Annotated in this window: 24 protein-coding genes; 21 read left to right on the forward strand and 3 right to left on the reverse strand. The window is 66.5% G+C overall.

Translation table 11 applies throughout. The features are described 5' to 3' along the window. Positions 1–32: 32 nt before the first annotated feature. Entirely contained in the window at positions 33–971 is a 939-nt protein-coding gene (locus GFS60_RS25395) for an ABC transporter ATP-binding protein (protein ID WP_159925541.1), read from the forward strand. Beyond that, positions 968–2,632, forward strand: coding sequence for an ABC transporter permease (locus tag GFS60_RS25400; protein ID WP_159925543.1), 1,665 nt, complete (start codon positions 968–970; stop codon positions 2,630–2,632). Before GFS60_RS25395 ends, GFS60_RS25400 begins: the two co-directional genes overlap by 4 nt. On the opposite strand, the gene GFS60_RS25405 is transcribed toward GFS60_RS25400, so the two are convergent. Continuing rightward, positions 2,619–2,861, reverse strand: a complete 243-nt coding sequence (locus tag GFS60_RS25405) for a helix-turn-helix domain-containing protein (RefSeq protein ID WP_159925545.1) — start codon at positions 2,859–2,861, stop codon at positions 2,619–2,621. The genes GFS60_RS25400 and GFS60_RS25405 overlap by 14 nt on opposite strands. A gap of 97 nt (positions 2,862–2,958) precedes the next feature. Here GFS60_RS25405 and map point away from each other — a divergent pair, with 97 nt between their 5' ends. Beyond that, positions 2,959–3,744, forward strand: a complete 786-nt coding sequence (map, locus tag GFS60_RS25410; protein WP_159925547.1) for a type I methionyl aminopeptidase — start codon at positions 2,959–2,961, stop codon at positions 3,742–3,744. Between the two features lie 116 nt (positions 3,745–3,860). Beyond that, positions 3,861–5,150 carry an HNH endonuclease gene (locus GFS60_RS25415; protein ID WP_159925549.1) on the forward strand — a complete coding sequence of 430 codons (1,290 nt, stop codon included), beginning with the start codon at positions 3,861–3,863 and terminating at the stop codon, positions 5,148–5,150. 5 nt (positions 5,151–5,155) lie between these two features. Here GFS60_RS25415 and mftM read toward each other — a convergent pair whose 3' ends face one another. Further along, on the reverse strand, positions 5,156–5,980 hold the full coding sequence (gene mftM, locus GFS60_RS25420; RefSeq protein WP_159925551.1) for a mycofactocin oligosaccharide methyltransferase MftM: 825 nt from the start codon (positions 5,978–5,980) through the stop codon (positions 5,156–5,158). Between the two features lie 38 nt (positions 5,981–6,018). Beyond that, positions 6,019–6,642 (reverse strand): mycofactocin system transcriptional regulator, encoded by a 624-nt coding sequence (gene mftR, locus GFS60_RS25425; protein WP_109331699.1) that lies wholly within the window; start codon positions 6,640–6,642, stop codon positions 6,019–6,021. A gap of 133 nt (positions 6,643–6,775) precedes the next feature. Here mftR and mftA point away from each other — a divergent pair, with 133 nt between their 5' ends. The 17 genes from mftA (at position 6,776) to GFS60_RS25510 (ending at position 26,019) form a co-directional block, all read left to right on the forward strand. Beyond that, positions 6,776–6,871 carry a mycofactocin precursor MftA gene (gene mftA, locus GFS60_RS25430; RefSeq protein WP_005573048.1) on the forward strand — a complete coding sequence of 32 codons (96 nt, stop codon included), beginning with the start codon at positions 6,776–6,778 and terminating at the stop codon, positions 6,869–6,871. A gap of 1 nt (position 6,872) precedes the next feature. Then, positions 6,873–7,169 (forward strand): mycofactocin biosynthesis chaperone MftB, encoded by a 297-nt coding sequence (gene mftB, locus GFS60_RS25435; protein ID WP_159925553.1) that lies wholly within the window; start codon positions 6,873–6,875, stop codon positions 7,167–7,169. A gap of 36 nt (positions 7,170–7,205) precedes the next feature. Next, the gene (gene mftC, locus GFS60_RS25440; RefSeq protein ID WP_159925555.1) at positions 7,206–8,453 is read left to right on the forward strand and encodes a mycofactocin radical SAM maturase; all 1,248 of its coding nucleotides are present in this window, start codon (positions 7,206–7,208) and stop codon (positions 8,451–8,453) included. Between the two features lie 31 nt (positions 8,454–8,484). Beyond that, positions 8,485–9,666 (forward strand): pre-mycofactocin synthase MftD, encoded by a 1,182-nt coding sequence (mftD, locus tag GFS60_RS25445; RefSeq protein ID WP_159925557.1) that lies wholly within the window; start codon positions 8,485–8,487, stop codon positions 9,664–9,666. A gap of 14 nt (positions 9,667–9,680) precedes the next feature. Beyond that, the gene (locus GFS60_RS25450; RefSeq protein WP_159925559.1) at positions 9,681–11,651 is read left to right on the forward strand and encodes a mycofactocin system FadH/OYE family oxidoreductase 1; all 1,971 of its coding nucleotides are present in this window, start codon (positions 9,681–9,683) and stop codon (positions 11,649–11,651) included. Continuing rightward, positions 11,627–12,439, forward strand: a complete 813-nt coding sequence (locus GFS60_RS25455; RefSeq protein WP_109331691.1) for a mycofactocin-coupled SDR family oxidoreductase — start codon at positions 11,627–11,629, stop codon at positions 12,437–12,439. The genes GFS60_RS25450 and GFS60_RS25455 overlap by 25 nt, the downstream gene beginning before the upstream one ends. Continuing rightward, positions 12,436–14,394 carry a mycofactocin system FadH/OYE family oxidoreductase 2 gene (locus GFS60_RS25460; protein WP_159925561.1) on the forward strand — a complete coding sequence of 653 codons (1,959 nt, stop codon included), beginning with the start codon at positions 12,436–12,438 and terminating at the stop codon, positions 14,392–14,394. The genes GFS60_RS25455 and GFS60_RS25460 overlap by 4 nt, the downstream gene beginning before the upstream one ends. 37 nt (positions 14,395–14,431) lie before the next feature. Then, a complete protein-coding gene (mftE, locus tag GFS60_RS25465; RefSeq protein ID WP_109331689.1) occupies positions 14,432–15,124 on the forward strand; it encodes a mycofactocin biosynthesis peptidyl-dipeptidase MftE in 693 nt (230 codons plus the stop codon). 106 nt (positions 15,125–15,230) lie between these two features. Then, a complete protein-coding gene (gene mftF / locus GFS60_RS25470; protein ID WP_159925563.1) occupies positions 15,231–16,628 on the forward strand; it encodes a mycofactocin biosynthesis glycosyltransferase MftF in 1,398 nt (465 codons plus the stop codon). Then, positions 16,628–18,103 (forward strand): mycofactocin dehydrogenase MftG, encoded by a 1,476-nt coding sequence (gene mftG / locus GFS60_RS25475; RefSeq protein ID WP_159925565.1) that lies wholly within the window; start codon positions 16,628–16,630, stop codon positions 18,101–18,103. Before mftF ends, mftG begins: the two co-directional genes overlap by 1 nt. Positions 18,104–18,183: 80 nt before the next feature. After that, positions 18,184–19,494, forward strand: coding sequence for a helix-turn-helix domain-containing protein (locus GFS60_RS25480; protein ID WP_159925567.1), 1,311 nt, complete (start codon positions 18,184–18,186; stop codon positions 19,492–19,494). 76 nt (positions 19,495–19,570) lie between these two features. Beyond that, the gene (gene adh, locus GFS60_RS25485; RefSeq protein WP_159925569.1) at positions 19,571–21,094 is read left to right on the forward strand and encodes an aldehyde dehydrogenase; all 1,524 of its coding nucleotides are present in this window, start codon (positions 19,571–19,573) and stop codon (positions 21,092–21,094) included. Then, the gene (locus GFS60_RS25490) at positions 21,094–21,636 is read left to right on the forward strand and encodes a DUF779 domain-containing protein (RefSeq protein WP_159925571.1); all 543 of its coding nucleotides are present in this window, start codon (positions 21,094–21,096) and stop codon (positions 21,634–21,636) included. Before adh ends, GFS60_RS25490 begins: the two co-directional genes overlap by 1 nt. Positions 21,637–21,754: 118 nt before the next feature. Continuing rightward, on the forward strand, positions 21,755–23,209 hold the full coding sequence (gene eat, locus GFS60_RS25495; RefSeq protein ID WP_159925573.1) for an ethanolamine permease: 1,455 nt from the start codon (positions 21,755–21,757) through the stop codon (positions 23,207–23,209). Further along, complete coding sequence (locus GFS60_RS25500; protein ID WP_109331683.1) at positions 23,206–24,618, forward strand: ethanolamine ammonia-lyase subunit EutB; 1,413 nt, start codon at positions 23,206–23,208, stop codon at positions 24,616–24,618. Before eat ends, GFS60_RS25500 begins: the two co-directional genes overlap by 4 nt. After that, entirely contained in the window at positions 24,615–25,394 is a 780-nt protein-coding gene (gene eutC / locus GFS60_RS25505) for an ethanolamine ammonia-lyase subunit EutC (protein ID WP_159925575.1), read from the forward strand. The genes GFS60_RS25500 and eutC overlap by 4 nt, the downstream gene beginning before the upstream one ends. Positions 25,395–25,473: 79 nt before the next feature. Next, positions 25,474–26,019: a hypothetical protein gene (locus GFS60_RS25510; protein ID WP_159925577.1), complete on the forward strand. Its 546-nt coding sequence runs from the start codon at positions 25,474–25,476 to the stop codon at positions 26,017–26,019. The last annotated feature ends 45 nt before the right edge of the window (positions 26,020–26,064 follow it).

The following is a 26,064-nucleotide window of genomic DNA, read 5'->3' on the forward strand; positions in this document are numbered from 1 at the left end:
GATCGGTAGTCGATCGGCGTACCGTCCCTACCATGGCTGCTGCGATTTCGGTGGAGAAACTCGTGAAGACGTTCGGCGCCACCCGCGCCCTGGACGGCCTGGATCTCGAGGTGCGCGCCGGTGAGGTGCACGGTTTCCTGGGGCCGAACGGCTCCGGCAAGTCGACCACCATCCGGGTCCTGCTCGGACTGCTTCGCGCCGACTCGGGTACCACGCGTCTACTCGACGGGGATCCGTGGCGTGATTCGGTGTCGTTGCACCGCAGGCTCGCCTACGTTCCGGGTGATGTGAATCTGTGGCCCAATCTCACCGGGGGTGAGGCGATCGATCTCCTCGCGGGGTTGCGCGGCGGTCTCGACGAGACCCGGCGTGCAGAACTGCTCGAGCGGTTCGAACTCGATCCGACGAAGAAGGCGCGCACGTACTCCAAGGGCAACCGGCAGAAGGTCGCGCTGGTGGCCGCATTCGCGTCCGACGTCGAACTGTACGTGCTCGACGAACCCACGTCCGGGCTGGATCCGCTGATGGAGTCGGTGTTCCAGGACTGCGTCGAGGAGATGTCCGACTCGGGACGGACGATCCTGCTGTCGAGCCACATTCTCGCGGAGGTCGAGGCGCTGTGCGATCGGGTGAGCATCATCCGCGAGGGCCGGACCGTCGAGACCGGCACACTGGCGGAACTGCGTCATCTCACGAGTACGTCGATCACGGCCGAGACACAGCGGCCGGTGACCGGACTCGAGAGCATCGAGGAGGTCTACGACGTGCGGGTCGACGGCCTGCACTCTCGATGTGAGGTGGACACCAGTGCGATCGACGGGGTGCTGCGCCACCTACTGTCGTTCGGCATCTCGTCGCTGACGTCGACGCCACCGACGTTGGAGGAGTTGTTCCTACGGCACTACGGGGACGAACTGGCCCGTGAGGGCGTGAACCACCGGCGCGCCGAATCCGGGGCGCAGACACGATGAGCGCCGTGACGGCGCCGGAGAAGGTGGGGCGCGGGCAGTACGCGGGGACCGCCCGGCTGGTGCGGCTCGCGTTACGTCGTGACCGTATCCAGCTGCCGGTGTGGTTATTCGCACTCGCAGCGCTGCAGGCGTTCTCGGCGTCGAGTGTGCTCGGCCTGTATCCCACGGAGGGTGACCTGCGCAGTTTCGCGGTGGCCACTGCGGCATCACCGGTCGCGCTGGCCACCAACGGTCTGGTGTCCGGGTACAGCGTCGGTGCCGTGCTCGCCAGCCAGATCGTCATGCCGCTGTCTCTCGCTGCCGGCCTGATGACCACCCTGCTCGTCGTGCGGCATACGCGGCAGAACGAGGAGACCGGCCGCGCCGAACTCGTCGAGGCCGCCGTCGTCGGGCGCAGAGCCTTGCTCACGGCCGCACTGGTTGTCGCGGTCGGTGCCAATATGGTTCTCGGACTGATCAACGTCGTCGTTCTGGTCGCGGAGGGTCTGCCGTTCGCGGGTTCTGTGGCTCTGGGCGCGGCTGTCGCGGGGGCCGGCATCGCGTTCGCCGCCGTCGCCGCGGTGACCGCGCAGGTGACGGACAGTGCCCGCACCGCCAACGGACTGGCCGGCGCCGCCCTGGGTGTGGCGTTCCTGTTGCGTGCAGTGGGCGACATGACGGGGACGGTGACGGAAAACGGCACCCGGGTGGCGAGTAGCTGGCCGACCTGGCTGTCGCCGATCGGCTGGGCCGAACAGGTCCGTTCTTACGACGACAATGCTTGGTGGGTGCTGGCGTTGCCTGTCCTGTTTGCACTCACGGTCGGCTCGGTAGGCTTCGCCCTCACCGAACGCCGGGACATCGGCTCGGGCCTCGTACCGACCCGCCCCGGCCCCGCCCGCGCGTCCGGGTTGTTGCCGACGCCGCTCGGCTCGGCGTGGCGGATACAACGGACGATCCTGTTCTGGTGGGCATTCGGCATTGCCGTCCTCGCCGTGGTGTACGGCGCAATCGCGGACCAGATCGACGACTTCCTCGGCGAGGGCGAGCAGGTGGCCGACATGATGGAGCAGCTCGGTGGCGGTACCACCGACATGGTCGATGCCTACTTTGCCGCCATCTTCGGCATGATGGCGATCGCGGTCGCGGGCTACGCCGTACAGGCATTACTCCGAATGCGGGGTGAGGAAACGGCGGGACGACTCGAACCGGTTCTCGCGACAGCGCTCTCGCGTCCGCGGTGGATGCTCGCGCATGTAGGCCTGGTCGTGTCGGGAATCGTTGTCCTGCAGGCACTGACCGGGGCGGCAACAGGGCTCGCGTACGGTCTCGTGACCGACGACGTACCGGGAAAGGTGGTGCATCTGACCGGTGCCGCTCTGGTCTTCGTGCCTGCGATCGCAGTGGTCGCGGCCGTCGTGGTGGTGTCGTTCGGTGGTGTCCCGGCCTGGTCGACCGGGCTCTCCTGGGGCGTGCTCGCCGCCTGCCTGATCTTCGGATTCCTCGGACCACTGCTCGGTCTGCCTCAGGTGGTGCGCGACCTGTCGCCGTTCACACACGTCCCCGCCGTTCCCGCGGCGGAGGTGACGGCCGCTCCGCTCGTGCTGCTCGCGACGATCGCCGTCGTCGTGATCGCCGTCGGGGTGGTGCTGTTCCGGCGACGCGACATCACCAGTTCGTAGCGTGCGCGAGGTCGTCGAGGGGTACGGCGAGGACTCGGGCCAGAGCTGCAATTGTCGTAAATGCCGGAGTGGGCATCCGGCCGGTCTCGATCTTGCGCAGAGTCTCCGGTGAAATCGCCGCCTCCTGAGCAACTTCGGCGAGAGTGCGATCGCCCCGGGCACGGCGAAGATACGCGCCCAAGCGCTGACCTGCCGCCAGTTGGGCCGGAGTGAGCGGGAGACGCACCATGCCACCAGCCTACTCGACGGTTGGTATAAAAATACCGGACGATCGACTATGGTGGTATTTTAATACCGGCTACCGGGTCGGATGGAGAGGAAAATCTGTGCTGGAATTGAAGACCCCTCGGGAGATCGAAGCGATGCAGGTCACCGGTGTATTCATCGCCGAGCTGCTCGACGACCTCGCCTCCCGGGCCGAGCCGGGGGTAAACCTGCTCGAACTCGAACACCGCGCCCGCCAGCTGATCGCCGACCGCGGTGCCCAGTCGTGCTACTGGGATTACGCGCCGTCGTTCGGGCGAGGGCCGTTCCGCAATGTCATCTGTCTGTCGGTCAACGATGCAGTGCTGCACGGGCTTCCGCATGACTACGTTCTGCGTGACGCAGACCTGCTGAGCATGGATATCGCGGTATCGATCGACGGGTGGGTCGCCGATTCGGCGCGGAGTGTGATCGTGGGTGTTCCGCGGCCGGAGGACGAGCGTCTCATCGAGGCGACCGAGCGTGCCCTGGCAGCGGGGATTGCCGCTGCGCTGCCAGGTAACCGCCTGGGCGACATCTCTGCTGCGATCGGCGCCGTCGCCGCCGACTACGGGTACCCGGTCAACACCGAATTCGGTGGCCACGGACTCGGGCGCACCATGCACGAAGACCCCCACGTGTCCAACATGGGACGCGCCGGACGTGGTCTGAAGCTGAAACCTGGATTGACCCTCGCACTCGAACCATGGCTCGCAGCCGGCACCGACAAAATCATCTACGACGGCGACGGGTGGACCATCCGCTCGGCCGACGGGTCCCGTACCGCACACAGCGAACACACCATCGCCGTCACCGACGGCGCGCCACTCGTGCTGACGTGTCGGGATCACGTCGCGGCCCCTGAGTAGTGGTCCGAGGCTTTGAAAACCCTGCGCGGCAATGTGATTCGCGCTGGCTATTGCTCTGGTGGCCCGCAGTTGCTAGACTCGAACAAAGTTTCGAACGACCTTGGGGGAGGTTGGTTATGGGGGAGTTAGCGGTACCAGATCTGGACGAGGTGCATGCGTTCACCGCACGGCTTCGTCTGGCTTCTGCCGACGGCGATGCGGGGTTGGGCATCGATCTACTCGATGCGATCGAGACGTTGAAGTCGGTGGGCTGCGCAGTGCAGGCGGTGATCACCGACAACGTCGCCACGAGTATCCGACACGACCGTGAAGCTCGACAACTGCCGCGGTCCGAGTGGGACCGGGGGATTGCGTCGCAAATTGCATTGGCGCGCAGGGAATCCCCGAACCGAGGTGGCCGGCATCTGGGGTTCGCGCGGGCGTTGGTGCATGAAATGCCGCACGCCCTGGACTTGTTGCGATCGGGGCGGTTGAACGAATGGCGGGCCACATTGTTGGTACGGGAGACAGCCTGTCTGTCAGCGCATGATCGGGGGATCGTCGATCGCCGGTTGTGCGCGGACCCAGGCATTCTCGACGGAGTCGGCGACCGGGGTCTGGTTGCACGAGCGAAAGCCCTGGCGGTCGAGCTCGATGCCGCGGCGGTCGTCCGAAGGCACCGCAAGGCAATCTCGGAGCGACGGGTCACCACCCGTCCGGCGCCGGACTCGATGGCGTATCTCAGCGTGTTGATGCCTGTGGAACAGGCTGTCTGCCTGCGGGCCACGCTGGGCCGGGACGCCGACAGTCTCATCGCCACCGGCAACAGTGGTGGCCGCACCCGCAATCAGGTGATGGTGGATCTGTTTTTCGCGCGCGGCACCGGAGCGTCACTGGCGTCCGGTGTGCCGGTGTCGGTGAACCTGGTGCTGTCGGACGAGTCGCTGCTGGCCGGCGGCCACGAGGCAGCCCACCTTCAGGGGTTCGGGCCGGTGCCGGCGGGGATAGCACGACACATGGTGGCTGACGCCATCGATGGAGTTGCCGAGACGACATTGCGGCGGGTGTATTCGTGCCCACAGTCGGGGGCGTTGACGGCGATGGAATCCCAGTCGCGCACCTTCCCGAAGAGCCTGAAGACGCTGATCGATCTCCGGGACCGCACCTGCCGCACACCGTGGTGCGATGCCCCGATCCGCCATCACGACCACATCCGCTCGTTCAGCAACGCGGGTGCGACCAGCGCGGACAACGGGTCCGGGCTGTGCGAGGCCTGCAACTACGCGAAGGAAGCACCGGGATGGAACGCCCGCCCACTACGCAGTCCCGGCCGCACCCACCTCATCGACCTCGGCACCCCGACCGGACACCACTATCGCTCCACGGCCCCACCGCTACCGGCGGCCGCGCACCTGCGCGCATCGTGAGGCGGTCAGCAGTCGATGACGAGCCAGCCGCCGTGGTGTTCGAACACCGCGAACGGGCGTCCTGTCGCTTCGCCGAGCTTCGTGAGCGACCGGGTGTCGAAGGTGCGGATATGTCCGTGGCACGCGGTTGCCTCGTCCTCATAGGGGACAGCGACGACAACCCGGTCGCGGGCAACGCGGAGGGCCTCGGATATCACCGCGGTACCGATGCTGTCGTCGACGTGTTCGAGGAGGTGGATGGCGGTGACGGTGTCGAAGCTGTCGTCGGGAACCGGTACGTGCGCGGCGTCGCAGACGAGGGTGTCCAGGTCCAGTCCGAGCTCTGGTGCCACGGCGTCGAGGAGGGTCATGGTGCCGGGCAGAATGTCGGTCGCCGTGACGGAGCGCCCCGCGCGGGCGAGTCGCAGGGGCAAGAATCCGAAGCACGACCCGAGGTCCAGGACGGAACCGCGGACGAGTTCCTCCGCCTTCTCGTGGATCGGTGCGAAGTCGGCGGTGCCGTCCAGCAATTCGTCCAGAGAGTTGCGGTAGTAGACGGTCCAGGCCTCGAGCGCACCGTCGACGGTGGAGCGAACAAGCCCGACCATGGTCGACTCGAACTCGTCCTGACCGAAGTCGGCGTCCTCGATCGACGCGGTCACCGAGGCCACGAGCCGCTCGCTCAGATCCTCCGGTGTCAGGGCATGCCGCACCCGCAAGTAGTCGCCGTCGCGAGTCAGCGTGAGCGGTCCGGCGGTGACGCGCTCTACCGTGACGTGACCGTGTGACCAGAGACCGGATTCGCACGGAGCGAGAGAGTCGAAAGCGGGGGTGTCGAGAGTGGAGGGCATTCGAGGCAACCTTGCCTAGTGGTGACGGCGGGAGGAGATCAGGTTCGTGTGTCGGGCTCGCCGAGGGAACTCAGCCCATCGTAAAGCGATTGCATTCCGCTGGCGAGTAGTTCGTTCAGTTCGAGGGAATCGTCATCGAGCCACTGCTCGTATGCCGACATCGCAACCCCGAGTAGGAGATAGCCGACAGTGCGCGGAATGTGGTCGGTGGGTGAGACTCCGAGTCGGCCGGCCACGTACTCGGCGATGACGTTGCGCCATCCTTCGTACATCACCACCGAATATGCCTGCAGCGCAGGTACCCGCAGAATGAGGCCCATTCGCTTGCGGTGATTGACTTCCTCGCTTGCAGGGAAGGCGTTGAACTCGAGGAGGGCGGCCGTGAGGCCATCCGCGATCGGAATGTCGTCCGGCTGTGCGGCGAGTTGAGCGCGCATCTCGGCGAGGTGGGCGTCGAAATCGCCCCAAGGGATCGCATTCTTGGACGGGAAGTAGCGAAAGAGGGTGCGCCGGGCGATGCCGGATGCCTCGGCGACCTCGTCGACGCTGGTGGCATCGAACCCTTGCCTGGTGAACAGCTCGATCCCCACCGTACTGATCCGGTCCTGCGTTGTGGACGGGCGTCGCCCTATCCGACTGGCTGGTTTTCGACGACTTTTCATGTTTCGTCCCTCCCGGTCTGTCATTCTGCACTCGATGCCATTACAGTGGTGAGGCGAGTCACAGAAGGGTCCTTCTATGACGGGAAGCATCCGAGTAACTCGCCTACGTATCACCGAACAGTAGGAGGAAATCATGTCCGATCGTGACAACAACGTGCTGGAGAACGACCTCGTCGAGGAATCTCTCGTCGAAGAGGTGTCGATCGACGGCATGTGCGGCGTGTACTGACATGCCCGAAGCACCCGCAGCGACCGGTACAGCCGGTATCGATCTCGATGTGGGCTGGAAGCTTCATCCGCAGGTGGCGCTGCGTCCCGAGCCGTTCGGGGCGCTGCTCTACCACTTCGGGACACGCAAGCTGTCGTTCCTGAAGAACCGCACAATCGTCGCGGTGGTGGAGGCCCTTCCCGACCACTCCGACGCCCGGTCCGCATTGCGGGCGCAGGGCATCGGGGACGACACCGCTCCGCAGTATGCGCGAGCCCTCGGCACTTTGGCCGAGTCGCACATGATCGTCCCCGTCTGACCAGCTCTCTTCGCCCCGTATCAGAGGATCCAGCCCATGACCTCCATGCTCGAAAGGCCCTCCGCGGTGACAACCCCCGTCGCTTCGCTCGCCCCGGTCGGCCGACTCGTCGACCAGTTCGAACTGGGACTCGACGCCCCGATCTGCCTCACGTGGGAACTGACCTACGCGTGCAACTTGTCGTGTGTGCACTGCCTGTCCTCGTCGGGGCGGCGTGATCCACGGGAGCTGAGCACCGAGCAGTGCAAGGCGATCATCGACGAACTGCAGCGCATGCAGGTGTTCTACGTCAACATCGGTGGCGGCGAGCCCACCGTGCGATCCGACTTCTGGGAGCTCGTCGATTACGCCACCGCGCACCAGGTGGGAGTCAAATTCTCCACGAACGGGGTGAAGATCGACAAGAAGGTTGCCGCCCGGCTCGCGGCGAGCGACTACGTCGACGTGCAGATCTCCCTGGACGGCGCGACGGCCGAGGTCAATGATGCCGTTCGTGGTCCGGGGTCGTTCGCGATGGCGGTGCGGGCGCTGGAAAATCTGTCCGAGGCCGGTTTCAAGGACGCCAAGATTTCCGTGGTGGTCACCCGGCACAACGTGTCCCAGCTCGACGACTTCAAGGCCCTGGCGGACAAGTACGGCGCCACCCTGCGCATCACCCGGTTGCGCCCGTCCGGCCGAGGAGCGGACGTGTGGGACGAGCTGCACCCCACGCAGGCGCAGCAGCGTGAGCTGTACAACTGGCTGGTTGCCAATGGTGACGGCGTGCTCACGGGCGACTCCTTCTTCCACCTTTCCGCTTACGGTGACGCGTTGCCGGGTCTGAATCTCTGCGGCGCCGGCCGGGTAGTCTGCCTGATCGACCCGATCGGTGACGTCTACGCGTGCCCCTTCGCCATTCACGAGCAGTTCCTCGCCGGAAATATCTTGGCGGACGGCGGCTTTCAACATGTGTGGCAGCACTCCGACCTGTTCCAGGAACTGCGGTCTCCGCAGACCGGGGGAGCGTGCAGCAAGTGCGCCCACTACGACTCCTGCCGCGGCGGCTGTATGGCCGCGAAGTTCTTCACCGGACTTCCGATGGACGGGCCCGACCCCGAATGTGTTCAGGGATACGGCGAGGCGGCGCTCGCAGGTGAGCGCGGCGACATTCCGAAATCCAGCGTCGACCACTCCCGCACCGGCCAGCGTCGGACTCCGCGGGCACCGGTTCCGCTGACGTTGATGGTGCGTCCGCCCGCCAAGATTTGTGACGAGAACCCGCTTGCGGGAATGGAACAGACGTAAACCGTCTGTCGGTATGAGAGGTTTTTTCGACATGGGTAAGAATCCGTTCTTCGAGACTGTGGCCGAGGCCCAGCGTCGCGCGAAGAAGCGTTTGCCGAAGTCCGTGTATGCGGCGCTGATCGCCGGTTCCGAGCGCGGGCTGACGGTCGACGACAATGTCACCGCGTTCGGTGAGCTGGGGTTCGCCCCGCACGCCGTCGGTCTCTCGGACAAGCGCGAGCTGTCGACCACCGTGATGGGGCAGAACATTTCGCTTCCCGTCGTAATTTCCCCGACCGGTGTGCAGGCGGTGCACCCCGACGGCGAGGTCGCGGTCGCACGTGCTGCGGCGGCGCGGGGGACGGCGATCGGCTTGAGTTCGTTCGCGAGCAAGTCGGTCGAAGAGGTCACCGCGGCGAATCCCCAGACCTTCTTCCAGATGTACTGGGTCGGTACCCGGGACGTGCTGATTCAGCGGATGGAGCGGGCTCGTGCGGCCGGCGCCACGGGGCTGATCATCACCACCGACTGGTCCTTCTCCTACGGGCGCGACTGGGGCAGCCCGGCCATCCCGGAGAAGATGGATCTGAAGGCGATGATCCAGTTCGCACCGGAAGGCATCACGCGTCCGAAGTGGCTTTACGAGTTCGCGAAGACGCGGAAGATCCCGGATCTCACCACACCGAACCTCGCGGCACCCGGTCAGGAACCGCCCACGTTCTTCGGGGCGTACGGCGAATGGATGCAGACACCGTTGCCCACCTGGGACGACATCGCGTGGCTCCGTGAGCAGTGGGGTGGACCGTTCATGCTCAAGGGTGTCATGCGCATCGACGACGCCAAGCGTGCCGTCGACGCCGGTGTCACGGCCATCTCGGTGTCCAATCACGGTGGTAACAACCTCGACGGCACACCTGCGCCGATTCGGGCGCTGCCTGCTATCGCCGATGCGGTCGGCGATCAGGTCGAGATCCTTCTGGACGGTGGCGTCCGCCGCGGCAGCGACGTCGTCAAGGCGCTCGCTCTCGGCGCCCAGGCGGTCATGATCGGCCGCGCGTACCTGTGGGGCCTTTCGGCGAATGGTCAGGCCGGTGTCGAAAACGTTCTCGACGTCCTTCGTGGTGGCATCGATTCGGCGCTCCTCGGACTGGGGCACTCGTCCATTCACGACCTCAGTGCATCCGACGTTGTGATCCCGCCCGGATTCGAACGCGTCCTGGGCGCTGAATCCTGACTCGACACGCGTAGATGGCTGCGCAGCTGACCGACCGGATCACCCTGGCGGGGCGTCATGCCTCCTCCAGGGTGCTCTTCGGTCCACACGTCACGAATCTCGGTGTGCGACGGTCTATTTCCCCGCGTCACGTTGCGTACTACGAGCGGCGGGCGAGAGGTGGTGCGGGAATCGTCGTCACCGAGGTCGCGTCGGTGCACGCCTCCGACTGGCCCTACGAGCGCGCGCCACTCGCTGCCGACTGCGTTGACGGCTGGCGTGACGTCGTGTCGGCGTGCCGCCGACACGGCACTCTGGTGCTGGCCGGCCTGGGCCACACCGGACTCCAGGGCTCGAGCGCCTATTCACAGTCCGTGCTGTGGGGACCGTCCCGCGTGCCCGACGTGGTGTCGCGGGAGATGCCGATGCAGATGGAGCGGCGTGAAATCGAGGAACTCGTCGAGGGTTTCCGCGCCGCCGCGGTCGGTGTGGTCGAGGCGGACATGGACGGGGTCGAACTCGACGCCGGGCCGAGGGGGCTACTACGTCAATTCCATTCGGGGCTCACCAATGTACGCGGCGACGAGTACGGGGTCGACCGTCTCAGGCTCACCCGCGAGGTGATTACCGCTGTCCGGGAGGAACTGGGTCCGGGGCGAGTGCTGTCGCTGCGTCTTTCGTGCGACGAGCGGACGTCGTGGGGCGGCATCACACCCGACGTCGCCGCAGAGCAGGCGAAAAGCTTGGCCGGTGCGCTCGATCTCTTGGTCGTGGTCCGCGGCGGCGCACTGTCGGTCACGGCGTACCGTCCCGATTTTCACACTCCGGCCGGATTCAACACGGATACGTGCTTGTCTGTTCGGCGGGCGGTGGCGGGCGGCGTTCCGGTCGCCCTGCAGGGCAGCGTGATCGATCCCGCTCTCGCTCGGCGGGCGCTCGATGACGGTGTCGCGGACGTCATCGAGATGACGCGAGCGCAGATCGCGGACCCCGATCTGGTCGCCAAGATCCGGAGCGGTTCCGCGCCACGACCCTGCATCCTGTGCAATCAGACCTGCCGGGTGCGTGACCCCCGCAATCCTCTCGTGACCTGTGTCGGCAATCCGACCGCCGGGCACGAGGTCGTCGACCCACCGGAACCGCAACCGTATCCGTGTATATCCGCAGATGCGGAGACGGCGCTCGTGGTGGGCGGGGGGCCGGCGGGACTCGAAGCGGCGCGAATCCTCGCGACGTCCGGTCACAGTGTCACGGTCGCCGAGGCGGCAGACCGCCTCGGCGGTCTGGTGAGGACAGCCGCCGCCGATGCACCGCACCTGCAGCCTCTGACGGACTGGCTCGAAGCCGAGTGCCGGTCCTTGGGTGTCGATTTCCGCCTCGGTGTCACTGTGTCCGACGCGGACATCGATGCCGCCCACAAGAACGGGGTGAGCGTGGTGGTGGCCACCGGTAGCCGGCCCCGCCCAGCGCCATTTCCCGTCGACGGGACCACCCAGTGCGTCGACGCCGTCGACGTGTTGAGCGGCGCCGCCCTGCACGAGGGTCCGGTCCTGGTCTTCGATCCGATCGGAGGCCCGATCGCGGTCGCCCTCGCCGAATGGCTCGCGGCGTCGGGGCGCGAGGTCGGTGTGGTGACTCCCGACCCGGTGGCCGGATCGCGTCTGGGCCCGAGCGGCGACCTGTTCGACGCCAACGGGCGTCTGCAACGGGCAGGAGTCGCCCGTCACCTGTCGAGCCGAATCGTGTCGGCGGGACACTCGGGTGCGCGGATCCGGAATCGGTACACCGGTACGGAAACAGTGGTGCCGTGTGCCGCCGTGATCGACTGTTCACCCCGGTTACCCGACAACACTCTGCGCTCCGGCGCGGTTCGGGTCGGTGACTGCGTCGCTCCCCGAACACTTCTCGAAGCGATCCGCGAAGGCCGCCTCGAGGCACATGCCCTTCGGTTACCCGCGTCAACGAGAGATAGGACGATGTCATGGGACAGTTCGACGGCAAGGTAGCGTTCATCACCGGGGCCGCCCGAGGGCAGGGGCGGACGCACGCTGTGCGGCTGGCCCGTGAGGGCGCGGCGATCATCGCCGTCGACATCTGCGGACCGGTATCGACGTACAACACCTATGAACCGGCGACGCCCGACGATCTGGCCGAAACGGTGCGACTGGTGGAGTCCGAAGGCGGCAAGATCCTCGCCGAGCAGGCCGACGTCCGGGACAGCGCCGCGCTGCGGGCTGTGGTGGATCGGGGCGTCGAACAGTTCGGGCGGCTCGACATCGTGATCGCGAATGCGGGCATCTGTAACTGGAGCAGATTCTGGGAGATGCCCGACGAGCAGTGGGAGACGCTGATCGATGTCAATCTCACGGGTGCGTGGAAGACATTGAAGGCGGCAGTGCCGGCTTTGATCGAGGGCGGGCGGGGTGGGTCCATCATCGTCGTGAGCTCGGTCGCCGGTATCAAACCCTTGCCGGGTCAGGCCAATTATGCAGCTTCCAAGTTCGGCTTGGTCGGCCTGACGCAGACGGCGGCAAAAGAGCTCGGCGAGTACAAGATTAGGGTCAACTCGATTCACCCGTACGGTGTCAAGACCCCGATGGGCACCGACCCCGGCAGTCTGGTGATACTCGAGAAGCACCCCCATTATCTGTCGAGCTTCGGAACGATCCTCACCGAGCATCCGCTGGCCGGCACCGACGACATCACCGATGCGGTGCTGTGGCTGGCGGGTGACGGTTCCCGCACGGTCACCGGAAGTCAGGTCGCTCTCGACATGGGCAACACCAAGGTGTGAACACCGCCTACCGTCACCTCTTCACCCCGTTGCGCCTCGGACCGCTCACCGTGCGCAATCGGGTGGTCTTCTCGGCGCACCTCACGGGATACGCCGTCGACGGACTCCCCACCGAGCAACACGCCGCTTACTACGCGGCGCGCGCGAGGGGCGGGGCCGGGCTGATCATCTCCGAGGAACATGCCACCCATCCGGGTGACTGGCCGTACGAGAAGGTGATCGCGGGTTACCGCCCCGAGGTGGTGCCCGGGTATCGGCGGATCACCGACGCCGTGCACGGGTACGGCGTACCGATTCTCGCTCAGCTCAACCACAACGGTGGTCAGGGGTCGAGCCTGTATTCGCGTCGGCCACTGTGGGCGCCGAGTGCCGTACCCGACCCGTTGTTTCGTGAAGTACCGAAGGAGGTAAACAGCGGGGAGATCCGGACGCTGATCGAGGGGTATGCACTCGTCGCCGAGCAGTGCATCCGCGGCGGCTTCGACGGCATCGAACTGCAGTGCTCCCATTCTTCGCTCGTCCGTAGCTTCCTGGCGCCGGCGACCAACCAGCGCACCGACCGTTACGGGGGTTCGCTCCGCAACCGCGCACGGTTCCTCCTCGAGGTCGTGGCCGCGGTTCGCGAGGCGATCGGACCGGACCACGCACTCGGGGTGCGGCTCGCCGGTGACGATCGGTTCGACGGAGGGGTCGAGCTCGACGAGGCCGTGGAGGTGGCGACCTTCGTCGATTCCTGTGGGCAGGTCGACTACATCAACACCTCGATCGGGATGGCCACCGAAACCCTGCACATGATCGAAGCGTCGATGGCGGTGCCCCGCGGCTATGCACTGTTCATTCCGAACGCCATCCGGCAACGGGTGGGTCTTCCCGTGGTCGGTGTCGGACGGTTCACGGATCCAGCTCAGGCCGACCGGGCTTTGGCAGAGGGCCATTGCGACCTGATCGGTGTGGTGCGCGGACAGGTCGCCGATCCCGACTTCGCCGGGAAGGCGCTGGCGGGGGACACGGCCGGCATCCGGACGTGCCTGTCGTGCAATCAGGAATGCGTCGGCCGGATGGGCTTGGGCCGGTGGCTCGGTTGCGTCGTCAACCCGCGTGCGGGCAAGGAATCCGTGGCACTGCCCGAACCGCGGGTCCGCGGGCGCCGTGTTGTTGTGGTCGGGGGCGGTCCGGCGGGATTGCAGGCAGCCGCGACGGCCGCGCTGCGTGGTCACACCGTGACGCTGTACGAGCGGGCGCGGGAACTCGGGGGACAGGTCCGTACTGCCGCAGTGGTACCCGGCCGCCGTGAATTACTCAGTCTGGTCACGAATTTGGAGAAGGAGTGCCGCCGTCTCGGGGTGGATCTGCGCACCGGCACACCGGCGACGGCAGAGGCCGTGGCCGGGTGCTCCCCGGACGTGGTGGTGCTGGCAACGGGAGCTCGTCCGGTGCGCCCCCACTGGGCCGGCCGATCCGATCGGATCGTGGATGTGCGCGACGTCCTCGAAGGACGGGCCGGGCCGCAGGGGACGGTGCTCGTGGTCGACGACCTGGGGTTCCACCAGGGAACGTCGGTGGCGGAGTTCCTTGCGGACGGCGGGTGCGAGGTCACGATCTGTACACCGGGAATGATCGTCGGTCAGGACCTCGGCATCACCCTGGACCTCGAGGGCTGGAATCAGCGGGCGCACCGCAAGGGCATCACCCAGTTGACCGAGGTGGTGCCGACCGGCAGTGACCCCGGCGAGCAATCGCGGGTCGCCGTTGCGTTGCTGCATCACCCGACCGGGCGGGTCAGCAGACTGACCGTCGATTGGGTGGTGGTTTCCGTCCATCAGGAGCCCGACGACGACCTGTGGGCCCCGTTGACTACCGCGGGCTTCGACGTGCATCGCATCGGCGACGTCCTCGCCCCGCGGCGTGCGCACTCCGCCGTCATCGAGGGTGAACGGGTCGCGTTGTCGCTCTGATGGCAGCGCCTTCTTTCGCCTCGCATAGCATCGGGGCATGACCGCTTCCGGGCCCCTCGAGGACGCAGTGTGGACGGATTTGGACCGCGGCGGGGCGACTGTCGCCGTCCCTGTCGGCTCCCTCGAGCAGCACGGCCCGCACCTTCCGCTGGACACCGACACGGCAATCGCCGCAGCGGTGACAGGGGCCTTGCCCGGTGTGCTGGCGGCGCCCGCGATTGCCTACGGAGCCAGCGGCGAGCACGAGGCGTTTCCGGGAACGGTGTCGCTCGGCGCGGATGCGCTCGACACGGTGCTGGTGGAGTACGGGAGGTCGGCGTGCCGCTGGGCGGGTCGGGTGCTGTTCGTCAACGGTCACGGCGGCAACGGTCCCGCGCTGGTCAAGGCTGTTGCCTTGCTCCGGTACGAGGGCCGGGATGTCGCCTGGGTACCCTGCGCCGTGCCGGGTGCAGATGCGCACGCCGGCCGTACGGAAACGTCCCTGTTGCTACACCTTTCACCCGACCGGGTACGTTTGTCCAGCGCCGAACCCGGCAATGTCGAACCTCTCGCAAGCTTGATGCCAAGACTGCGCGAAGGCGGTATGGTCGCCGTGTCGGCCAACGGCGTGCTCGGTGATCCGACGGGCGCCACGGCCGCGGAGGGGGCGCACTTGTTCGGCGCACTCGTCGAAGACGTGTCCAAGGCACTGGCCCGGTGGGAGCCGGGCCCCGATGGGAGGCTCACATGACCCACGCGGGAGTCCTCGGGTGGCTGAGGACGCATCGTCGTACCTTCGGTGTTCCCGATATCCGGTATGACCTGCCCGTGCTGTCCGACCCGCCTACCATCGACTGATGCGCCAAGCTCGACTTCCCGATGGATTCGGGATCCGGATCGATCCGAAGGTGCGCGCATATTCCGGCGGCCGAGTCCTCATCGGCGGTTCACCGACACGCATGTTGAAACTCGCGCCTACCGCTGCGGCCATGATCGGCGACGGATTCTTGGAGGTCGTCGATCCGCAGTCGGCGGTGGTCGCCCGCAGACTCCTCGATTCCGGCGTCGCCAATCCGCGGCCGATGAGCACTCCCTCACCCCAGGACGTCACCGTGGTCATTCCGGTGAAGAACAATCCGGGCGGGCTCCACCGCCTCCTCGCGTCGCTGCGGGGCCTGGAAGTGATCGTGGTGGACGACGGTTCCGACGTTCCGGTGGTCTCTCCCGCGTTGCAGAACGGGTGCGGACGCGTCACCGTTCTCCGCCACGACACCGCCAGGGGTCCCGCCGCGGCAAGAAACACCGGTCTCCGTTCCGCGGCAACCCCCTTCGTTGCCTTTCTGGACTCCGACGTGCTGCCTCGAACGGGATGGATCGAAGTGATGCTCGGCCATTTCAGCGACCCTGCGGTCGCGCTCGTGGCCCCGCGGATCGTCGCTCTCGACCCCGAGGCGAGCACGCTGGCGCGATACGAGCACGGCCGATCCTCACTGGATCTGGGGCGCAAGGAATCGGCGGTCCAATCCGGTGGGCCCGTGTCGTATGTGCCCAGCGCGGCGATGATCGCCCGCCGTGAGGTGGTGGACGAGTTCGGTGGATTCGACGAGTCCATGCACGTTGCCGAGGATGTAGACCTGTGCTGGCGCCTGCAGGAATCCGGCTGGCGGCTGCGGTACGAGCCTGTGGCTCATGTGGCGCATGATCACCGGGTCACCTTCGGCAGGTGGTTCGACCGCAAGTTGTTCTACGGGACAGGTGCGGCGCCGCTCGCCTCGCGGCACGCGGGGATGGTTCCGCCGCTGTCCATGTCTCCGTGGACGTTTTTCGCGTGCATCGCCGCGGCCACCTGCACTCGGCTCGGTCTGCTCGGAGCCGTCGCCACCCTGGCGATGATGGTGGTGCGTCTTCGCCGCATGTTCACCGGGCTCGATCAGCCCACCCGCATCGCCGCGATCCTCGCAGCCCAAGGGTTTGCGGGCGGTGCCTGGCAGCTCGCCTCCGCGATGTGCCGGCACTACTGGCCGATCACGCTCGTGGCGGTGGTGCTGTCGAGACGGATCCGCCGGATCGCCCTCGCCATCGCGATCGCGGAGGGGGTCGCCGACTGGGTCACCCACCGTGAACCCGGCGGACTGGGTCCCGTGCGGCACACTGCGTTCAAACGGATCGACGACATCGCCTACGGTGCCGGACTGTGGAAGGGCGTGATCGCTGCCCGTGATTTCGACGCCGTGAAGCCTCGGCTGAAATCGTAGTGGCCGGTCCCGTCCGAGCTGCCGACGTGGTAGTCGTCGGCGGTGGTTCGAGTGGTTGTGTCGTCGCTGCGCGGCTCAGCGAGGATTCTGACCGAACCGTCGTCCTGCTCGAGTCCGGTCCCGGGTATCGATCGGCGGCCGAGTGTTCCTCCGTGCTCGACTACCGCACGTTGCCGGTCGGCCCGCGCAGTCCCTACGGCGACACCTACGGGATCGAACTGACGCCCGGCATACCTTCGGCCATGGTGCGCGGTCATGTCCTCGGAGGCTCGGGCGCCGTCAACGGTGCATATTTCATCCGCGGGACGGCGCCGGACTTCGATCGGTGGCCGCCGTCCTGGTCGTACGACCACGTGCTGCCCTTCTTCCGCGCACTGGAGACAGATGTCGATTTCGAGGGTCCATTGCATGGGGCAACGGGCCCTGTGCCGGTGCGCAGGCAACCGGCCGATCGGCTGAGTGCGGTGAGTGCAGCCTTCCACCTCGCCGCCCTCGACCTGGGGTTCGCGGAGGAAGCGGACAAGAACGGGCGCGACGGCGAGGGAATCGGACCCGTGCCGCTCAATGTCGGCGACGGCCGGCGGGTCAGTACGGCGTCGGCCTATCTGCTGCCCGCCCTCGATCGCCCCAATCTCACGGTCGACGTCGACTCGCACGTCGTTCGCATTCTTTTCTCCGGCACCAGGGCGGTCGGCGTCGAGATCGACAGCGGCGGCGCTCGACGGGTGGTCCGGGCGGATCGGGTCGTTCTCGCGGCAGGCGCCGTCGAGACGCCTGTGCTGCTGATGCACTCGGGAATCGGGCCGGCTGAACATCTGCGGGACAACGGCATTCGTCCGGTGACGGATGCACCGGGTGTCGGGAGCGACTTCAGCGACCACCCCGAAGTGGGTCTGCCCTATCGGGTGCGGGCTCCACTGCGCCGCGACGCCACCAGTCCGGTGCTCGAGGCCGTGCTCAACGTCGGGCAGATCGAAATCCGTCCGTACACGGCATCTTTCGATGTCCTCGTGCCCGGGTCCGGTCAGCCCGTTCCCCGGCTCGGAATAGGTGTGATGACCCCGGAGAGCCGTGGTCGAATTCGGCTGGCGTCCCCGCACCGCCGCGTTCGTCCGCGGATAGAGTATCGCTACGCGGAAACGGACTCCGATCGCCGGGCGCTCCGGGACGGCGTCGCGCTCGGTGTGGAACTTCTCCGATCGCCGGCCTTCCGCCCGCTGGTGGAGCCGGTATCAGAGGAAGTGTCGGACAACGCGGTGCGCGCCCACCTGGGGACGTCGCAGCACCTCTGTGGCAGTTGCCGAATGGGGGATTCGGACGACGCCGGCGCGGTGGTCGACGAGCGCTGCAACGTCCACGGAATCGACGGACTCACCATTGCCGACACGTCGGTGTTCCCGGTGGTGCCGAGTCGTGGCCCGCACGCCACCGCGGTGATGGTGGCCGAACGGGTCAGTACCTTCCTCTCGGGGTGACAGCCCCTACCTGCCCGACAGCCCTTGCCCGCCGGAAGTGTGGCCCGCGTTACAGTAGTAGAGACGCCGTGGAGGATCCGATGCAGAAGCAACCGCCCACCGGGGGCAACCCGTGGGTCGCCGTACGACCCGGCGACGATGTCGCAGTGCTCGCACGACGGGTGTCTTCGGCGCACCAATTGTTCGTCGACCGGTCCGTGCCCGCCGTCCCCGACACGGAGCAGAATGCCGTCCGCTCCGTCATCCTCGATTCGTGGATGCGGAGCACCCGTAAGGGCGTCAATCCGGACGGCGCCGCCCGGGCAGATCATCTTGCCGCCTCGGAGCTGGCCGAGTACCGGGCCTCGCATCCGATGGCGCTGATCCGCCCGGTCGTGCGCAAACTGCTCGTCGAGGACGCGGCCGATACCGGTCTTCTCGTCGCCATCACCGACGAGAAGGGACAGCTACTGTGGGTCGAAGGCGATTCCACGGCCAAGGATCGCGCGCTGAACATGAACTTCGTCGAGGGTGCCGACTGGAGTGAAGACACCGTCGGCACCAACGCGCCGGGAACGGCTCTGGCCCTCGATCACTGCGTGCAGATCTTCGGTGCCGAGCATTTCAGCCGTTCGGTCCACGAGTGGAGTTGCTCGGCTGCCCCGGTCCACGATCCTGCTACCGGGCTGATCGTCGGGGCGATCGACATCACCGGTGGTCCGCGGGTAGCCGTCCCCGAGGTGCTCTCGCTGATTCGGGCCACCGTTGCCGCGGCAGAAGCCGAACTACGGCTGAATCTGCTGCGCTCGCCGCAGCCCCTCGTCGACACCGTCACCCGATTGGAGGTACTGGGCTCGGGTCGGCCCAGCCTCGTCCGTGAAGGCCGGCGTACTCCGCTGTCGCGGCGCCACGCAGAAATCCTGCTGCTCCTCGCCGAGCATCCCGAGGGGCTCAGTTCGGACCGTCTCGCCGTCCTCCTCGACGAGAGTGATCTGGACTCGGTCACGATCAGGGCCGAGATGTCCCGGCTCCGAAAAGTTTTCGGGACGGCCGGTATCGGTTCGCGTCCGTATCGGTTGCTCGCCGACCTGGTGTCGGATGTGCAGCAGGTGCGCAGTGCCCTCGACCGGGGCGAGCTCGCCGCTGCACTGGACATCTATTCCGGTCCGGTGCTGCCCGGATCCGACGCACCCGGCGTCGAGGACATCCGGGACGAACTGCGTGCGCGGGTGCAGGCCGCGTTGCTCCGTGAGGGTGACCAGCGATTGCTGGCGCGGTGGACCACGTCGGTGCACGGCCGAGCAGACGTGGCCGCGTGGGAGGCCTATCTCGCCGGACTCGATCCACGTTCGCCCCTGTACTCGCAGGTCAAGTCTCGGGTCGATCTGTTCGATCAGCAGTACGCAACGTAGTTGCAACGGTACGTTCCCTAGTGTTGTGAGTCACATCCGAAAAGCAATTGAGCTTCACGACACCAGGGAGTTATCGATGACCGTGTATGCCCGCCCGGGTTCGCCCGACGCCGTCATGTCCTTCCAATCGCGTTACGACAACTGGATCGGCGGCCAGTGGGTTGCGCCCGTCAAGGGCCAGTACTTCGAGAATCCGACACCCGTCACCGGCCAGCCGTTCTGTGAGGTCGCCCGGTCTACGTCCGAGGACATCGAGCTCGCGCTCGACGCCGCGCACGCCGCGGCACCGGCATGGGGCAAGACGTCCGTGGCCGAGCGCGCGATCATCCTGAACAAGATCGCCGACCGTATCGAGGAGAACCTCGAATCCATCGCGCTCGCCGAGTCCTGGGACAACGGCAAGCCGATCCGCGAGACCCTGAACGCGGACATTCCGTTGGCCGTGGATCACTTCCGCTACTTCGCAGGGGCCATTCGAGCGCAGGAGGGGGCCCTGTCGGAGATCGACAACGACACCGTCGCCTACCACTTCCACGAGCCGCTCGGCGTGGTCGGCCAGATCATTCCCTGGAACTTCCCCATCCTGATGGCCGTGTGGAAGCTGGCGCCGGCACTGGCCGCCGGAAACGCGGTAGTGCTCAAGCCTGCCGAGCAGACTCCGGCGTCGATCCTGCACCTGATCTCCATCATCGGTGACCTTCTGCCCGCCGGTGTGGTGAACATCGTCAACGGCTTCGGTGTCGAAGCGGGCAAGCCGTTGGCGTCGAGCCCCCGGATCAGGAAGATCGCGTTCACGGGCGAGACCACCACGGGCCGGCTCATCATGCAGTACGCCTCGCAGAACCTGATTCCGGTCACTCTCGAGCTGGGTGGCAAGAGCCCCAACATTTTCTTCTCGGATGTCATGTCCTCCAACGACGATTACCAGGACAAGGCACTCGAGGGATTCACGATGTTCGCCCTCAACCAGGGCGAGGTGTGCACCTGCCCGTCGCGCTCGCTGATCCAGGAAGACATCTTCGACGAGTTCCTGGCGATGGCCGCCATTCGCACCAAGGCCGTGCGTCAGGGTGACCCGCTCGACACCGACACGATGATCGGCGCGCAGGCGTCCAATGATCAGCTCGAGAAGATCCTGTCCTACATCGAGATCGGCAAGGGTGAGGGCGCCAAGGTCATCACCGGTGGCGAGCGCGCGGAGCTCGGCGGCGATCTGTCGGGCGGATACTACGTTCAGCCGACCATCTTCACCGGCCAGAACAAGATGCGGATCTTCCAGGAGGAGATCTTCGGGCCCGTCGTGTCGGTCACCTCGTTCAAGGATTACGAGCAGGCCATCGAGATCGCCAACGACACCCTGTACGGCCTGGGAGCCGGTGTGTGGTCGCGTGACGGCGGGGTCGCCTACCGCGCGGGCCGTGACATCCAGGCCGGCCGGGTGTGGACCAACACGTACCACCAGTACCCGGCGCACGCCGCATTCGGTGGCTACAAGCAATCCGGCATCGGCCGTGAGAACCACCTGATGATGCTCGAGCACTACCAGCAGACCAAGAACCTGCTGGTCAGCTACGCCGCAAAGGCTCAGGGCTTCTTCTGATGGACGCGGTTCGGGCGCCCGCGCGCCTGAAGGCAACCGCCGGGGCGGTGGAGCTTCTCCGCCGCCTCGGCGGTATCCACGGCGCGCTGATGATGCATCAGTCGGGTGGATGTTGTGACGGCTCCGCGCCGATGTGTTACCCGGACGGCGAGTTCATCGTGGGGGACCGGGACGTGCTGCTCGGCGTCCTGGACCTCCGTCTCGGCGTCGGTGAGACGTTGCCGACGCACCCCGAGGGCGTCGACGCGGTTCCGGTGTGGATTTCCGGTTCGCAGTTCGAGGCGTGGAAGCATACGCAGCTCGTACTCGACGTCGTGCCGGGTCGTGGGTCGGGCTTCAGCGTCGAAAGCCCCGAAGGGATGCGGTTCCTCAGCCGGGCCCGCGCCTTCACACCCGAGGAGAACACCAGCCTCGCAGCCGAAGACGTCATCGTCGGTGAGCGGTGGGAGCAGGGCTGGCGGCCCGCCCCGTCCGCCGAGCCGCAGGTGGTCGCCGAGGCGGTCGACGCCTGCCCCGTGCCCGGCGCCCGCCCGGGCACATGACGCGGCTCCGGTTTTTACGTCGTGGACACCCCACGCTGACACGACGTGTACACAGCACGCTTACCGTTCGCCTCGGCACGTGCGCCGCGGCAGCATTCATATCGATGTAGGGGACGGAATGTCACTCGTTGAACCATCCAAGAATTCCGGAACCGGTGACCACCACGATGGTGTGGACTATCACTCCGAGGACAGCAGTTATCTCGAAAAGCGCACCCTCCGAAAGGGATCGGCAGGGTGGGTACTTCTCGCCGGCCTCGGAGTCAGCTATGTGATCTCCGGTGACTATGCGGGGTGGAACAACGGGCTCGCCGAGGGCGGATTCGGTGGTCTGCTGATCGCCGGTGTGGTCATCGCAGGCATGTACCTGGCGATGGTTCTCGGTATGGCGGAGCTGTCGTCTGCGCTCCCGGCGGCGGGAGGCGGCTACACCTTCGCCCGGCGCGCACTGGGTCCGTGGGGTGGATTCGCCACCGGCACGGCCATTCTCATCGAGTATGCGATTGCACCCGCCGCGATTGCCACCTTCATCGGCAGCTACGTCGAATCGCTCGAGCTCTTCGGGATCACCGACGGCTGGTGGGTGTACCTCGCCGTGTACGCCATCTTCATCGGCATCCACCTCACGGGTGCGGGCGAGGCTCTCAAGGCCATGTTCGTGATCACCGCGATCGCCCTCGTCGGGCTCGTCATCTTCGTGATCTCGGCGATCGGGCTGTTCGATGCGGGGAATCTGACGGACATCGCTCCCACCGACGCGGTGGGAGCGTCGAGCTTCCTGCCGTTCGGCCTGTTCGGCATCTGGGCTGCGGTACCGTTCGCGATCTGGTTCTTCCTTGCGGTAGAGGGTGTTCCGCTGGCCGCGGAAGAAGCGCGTGAGCCGGAAAAGAACGTACCGCGCGGGATCATCATCAGCATGCTCGTCCTGCTCGTTACGGCGGCGGCTGTGCTGTTCCTCGCCACGGGAGCGATGGGCGCCGAGGGTCTGGCGACTTCGGGCAATCCACTCGTCGAGGCCCTCGGTGACGGTACCGCCGCCAAGGTGGTCAACTACATCGGCCTGGCCGGGCTGGTCGCAAGCTTCTTCTCGATCATGTACGCGTACTCGCGGCAGACCTTCGCGTTGTCGCGTGCCGGGTACCTGCCGAAGAATCTGTCGGTTACTAATTCCCGCAAGGCTCCCACCCTCGCGCTCATCGTCCCGGGCGTCATCGGTTTCGCGCTCTCCCTCACCGGTGAAGGTGCCATGTTGCTCAACATGGCGGTGTTCGGCGCAGCCGTCAGCTACGTGCTGATGATGATCAGTCACATCGTGCTCCGCCGCCGCGAACCCGACATGACGCGCCCGTACCGCACCCCGGGCGGAATTGCCACCACCTCCTTCGCCCTCGTGATCGCGGCCGCTGCGGTGATTGCCACGTTCCTCGTCGACCCGGTCGCCGCACTGTGGACGCTGATCGCCTTTGCCGGGTTCATGGCCTACTTCGGCCTGTACAGCCGCCATCACCTGGTTGCCAATTCCCCCGACGAGGAGTTTGCTGCTCTTGCGGAGGCAGAGGAAGAGCTGGGATGACCATGTACACGCACTCGATAGCCGGTGTCGGATATACGTTCGACGGGCTCGTCGACCTGTTGGCCAAGGCCACGCCGCTTCGCAGCGGGGACGAGCTCGCCGGCTGCGCCGCGTCTTCGGACGCCGAACGTGCTGCGGCGCAATGGGCCCTCGCCGACGTTTCCCTCACCACCTTCCTCGACGAACTCGTCGTGCCCTACGAGGACGACGAGGTGAGCCGGCTCATCATCGACTCGCACGATCGGGTGGCCTTCGGTGAGATCTCCCATCTCACGGTCGGCGGATTCCGGGACTGGCTGCTCGAGGTGGCAGCGGGCAAGAATGCGGCCGAGATCCTGCGGCGAGTCGGCCCGGGACTGACTCCGGAAATGGTGGCCGCGGTCAGCAAGATCATGCGGAACCAGGATCTCATCGCTGTGGCCCGGGCCGTGCACGTCACCGCCGGGTTCCGAACCACGCTCGGCCGGCCCGGCACTCTGGGCACCCGGTTGCAACCCAACCATCCCACCGACGACCCGCGCGGGATCGCGGCCGCAACACTCGACGGTCTGCTCCTCGGGTGCGGAGACGCGGTGATCGGCATCAATCCGGCGACGGATTCCCCGCATGCCACCTCGGAGCTCCTTCATCTACTGGACGACATCCGTCAGCGATTCGACATCCCTGCGCAGTCGTGCGTCCTGTCTCACGTCACCACCACCATGGGACTGATCGAATCAGGCGTTCCCGTCGACCTCGTGTTTCAGTCCATCGCCGGAACCCAGGGCGCCAACTCGAGTTTCGGTGTGGATATCGCGCTTCTGCGGCAAGCCAACGAAGCGGGCCGCTCGCTGCGGCGCGGCACCGTCGGCGACAACGTCATGTACCTCGAGACCGGGCAGGGATCGGCGCTCAGTGCGGGCGCGCACCTCGGTACGGGCGGCCGGGCCGTCGACCAACAGACCCTCGAGGCCCGGGCGTATGCCGTGGCGCGCGACCTCGAGCCGCTTCTCGTCAACACCGTGGTCGGGTTCATCGGACCGGAATATCTGTACGACGGAAAACAGATCATCAGGGCCGGGCTCGAGGACCACTTCTGCGGAAAGCTGCTGGGACTGCCCATGGGCGTCGACGTCTGCTACACCAATCACGCCGAGGCCGATCAGGACGACATGGACACGCTGCTCACCCTGCTCGGTGTCGCCGGCGCGGCGTTCGTCATCGCGGTGCCCGGTGCGGACGACGTGATGCTCGGCTACCAGAGCCTGTCGTTCCATGACGCCCTCTACGCTCGTCAGGTCCTCGGGCTCCGGCCTGCACCCGAGTTCGAGGACTGGTTGCGCCGTCTCGGCATGGTCGACGGCGACGGCAGGATTCTGCCGGTGGATGCGGCGGCCTCACCGCTGCGGGCTCTGACGGTGGCATCGTGAACCACAGTGCGCACGAACCTGCAGCGCAGGACTTCTGGACCGAACTGCGCGCCACGACGCAGGCCCGAATCGGGCTGGGCCGGGCCGGTGATGCGCTGCCCACTCGGCGGGTGCTCGAGTTCCGCTCGGCGCACGCCGCGGCGCGCGATGCGGTGCACCAGCCGCTCGACGCGGCAGCGCTGGCGGACCAGGTCGAGACGGTCGGTCTGGGACGGCCGGTAGTCGTCGCCAGTCAGGCGAGCGACCGTGGCGAGTACCTGAGACGACCGGACCTCGGCAGGTCCCCCGCCGACCTGTCCTCCATTCCGAGGGGTACCGCCGAGGTCGGATTCGTGCTCGCCGACGGTCTCTCACCCCGCGCGCTGGCCGATCACGGGGTTCCACTCCTGTCGGCTCTGGTCGCGCAGCTCGGTGACACCTACGCTCTTGCACCGCCCGTCATCGCCACTCAGGCCCGGGTGGCGCTCGGTGATCACATCGCCGAGGCGATGGGAGTGCAGACGCTCGTACTGCTCATCGGGGAACGGCCCGGCCTGTCGGTGGCCGACAGTGTGGGTGTCTACTTGACCCACCTTCCCCGGCCCGGACGCACCGACGCAGACCGGAACTGCGTATCCAATATCCATCCCCCCGGAGGGCTCGGGTACGAGGTCGCGGCGCGCGTCGTGGCGTCGCTCGTCGTCGGTGCCAGGAAGCTCGGCAGATCCGGTGTGGATTTGAAGGACACCTCCCGCGCGGATGCGCTGGCGGCCCCCTCGGAGATCCTCGAACTGTAGTCGTGTTACCTAGAGGGTCGGCAGGTCCGCCCGGGTCTGCCCGTAACGACCCTGCACGGGTATGACGAGGAGAAGACCTATGGCCTTCGCTGGCAATGTGGACGAGTTGGCCCTACTGCAGGCTGTGCGTCTGAAAGAGCAGGTCAGTGCCGATGTGCTCGCCGAACACCTGGGAGTCGCCGCGGCGTCCGCGCAGGCCGCCTACGACGCCCTGCTGAGCCAGGGCAAGGCGGAGAAAGTATCGAGCGGCCGGATCGCTCTGACCGAGGCGGGACTGGCCGAACTCGAGGACCAGCTCGACGCCGAGCGGGTGTCCATCGACGAGGATTCCATCGCGGAGGTGTACGAGAGCTTCGTGCCGTTCCACGAGGAGTTCGTCGCACTGATCGACACCGCGGACGCCGATCAGCTTGCAGACCTCGATCGCCGCGCCTCCGTGGTGTTCGACGACCTGTCGGCGTTCGTCCCGCGGTTGTCCCGCTATCAGGACCTGTTCGCGGACGCGCTCGCGAAAGCCGCTGCCGGAGACAAGAAGTGGATAGCCGAGCCGGTCATCGACTCCTATGCCACGGTGTGGACGGAACTGCGCAGGGAGCTGCTGGGCGCTGCGGGCACGCCGGCCTGAAGCCCTCCCGGGCAGGCGGAAGTCACCACCCCCCATTCGGGGGTG

It is taken from the genome of Rhodococcus sp. WAY2 (assembly GCF_009859915.1).
Classification (GTDB): domain Bacteria; phylum Actinomycetota; class Actinomycetes; order Mycobacteriales; family Mycobacteriaceae; genus Rhodococcus_F; species Rhodococcus_F oxybenzonivorans.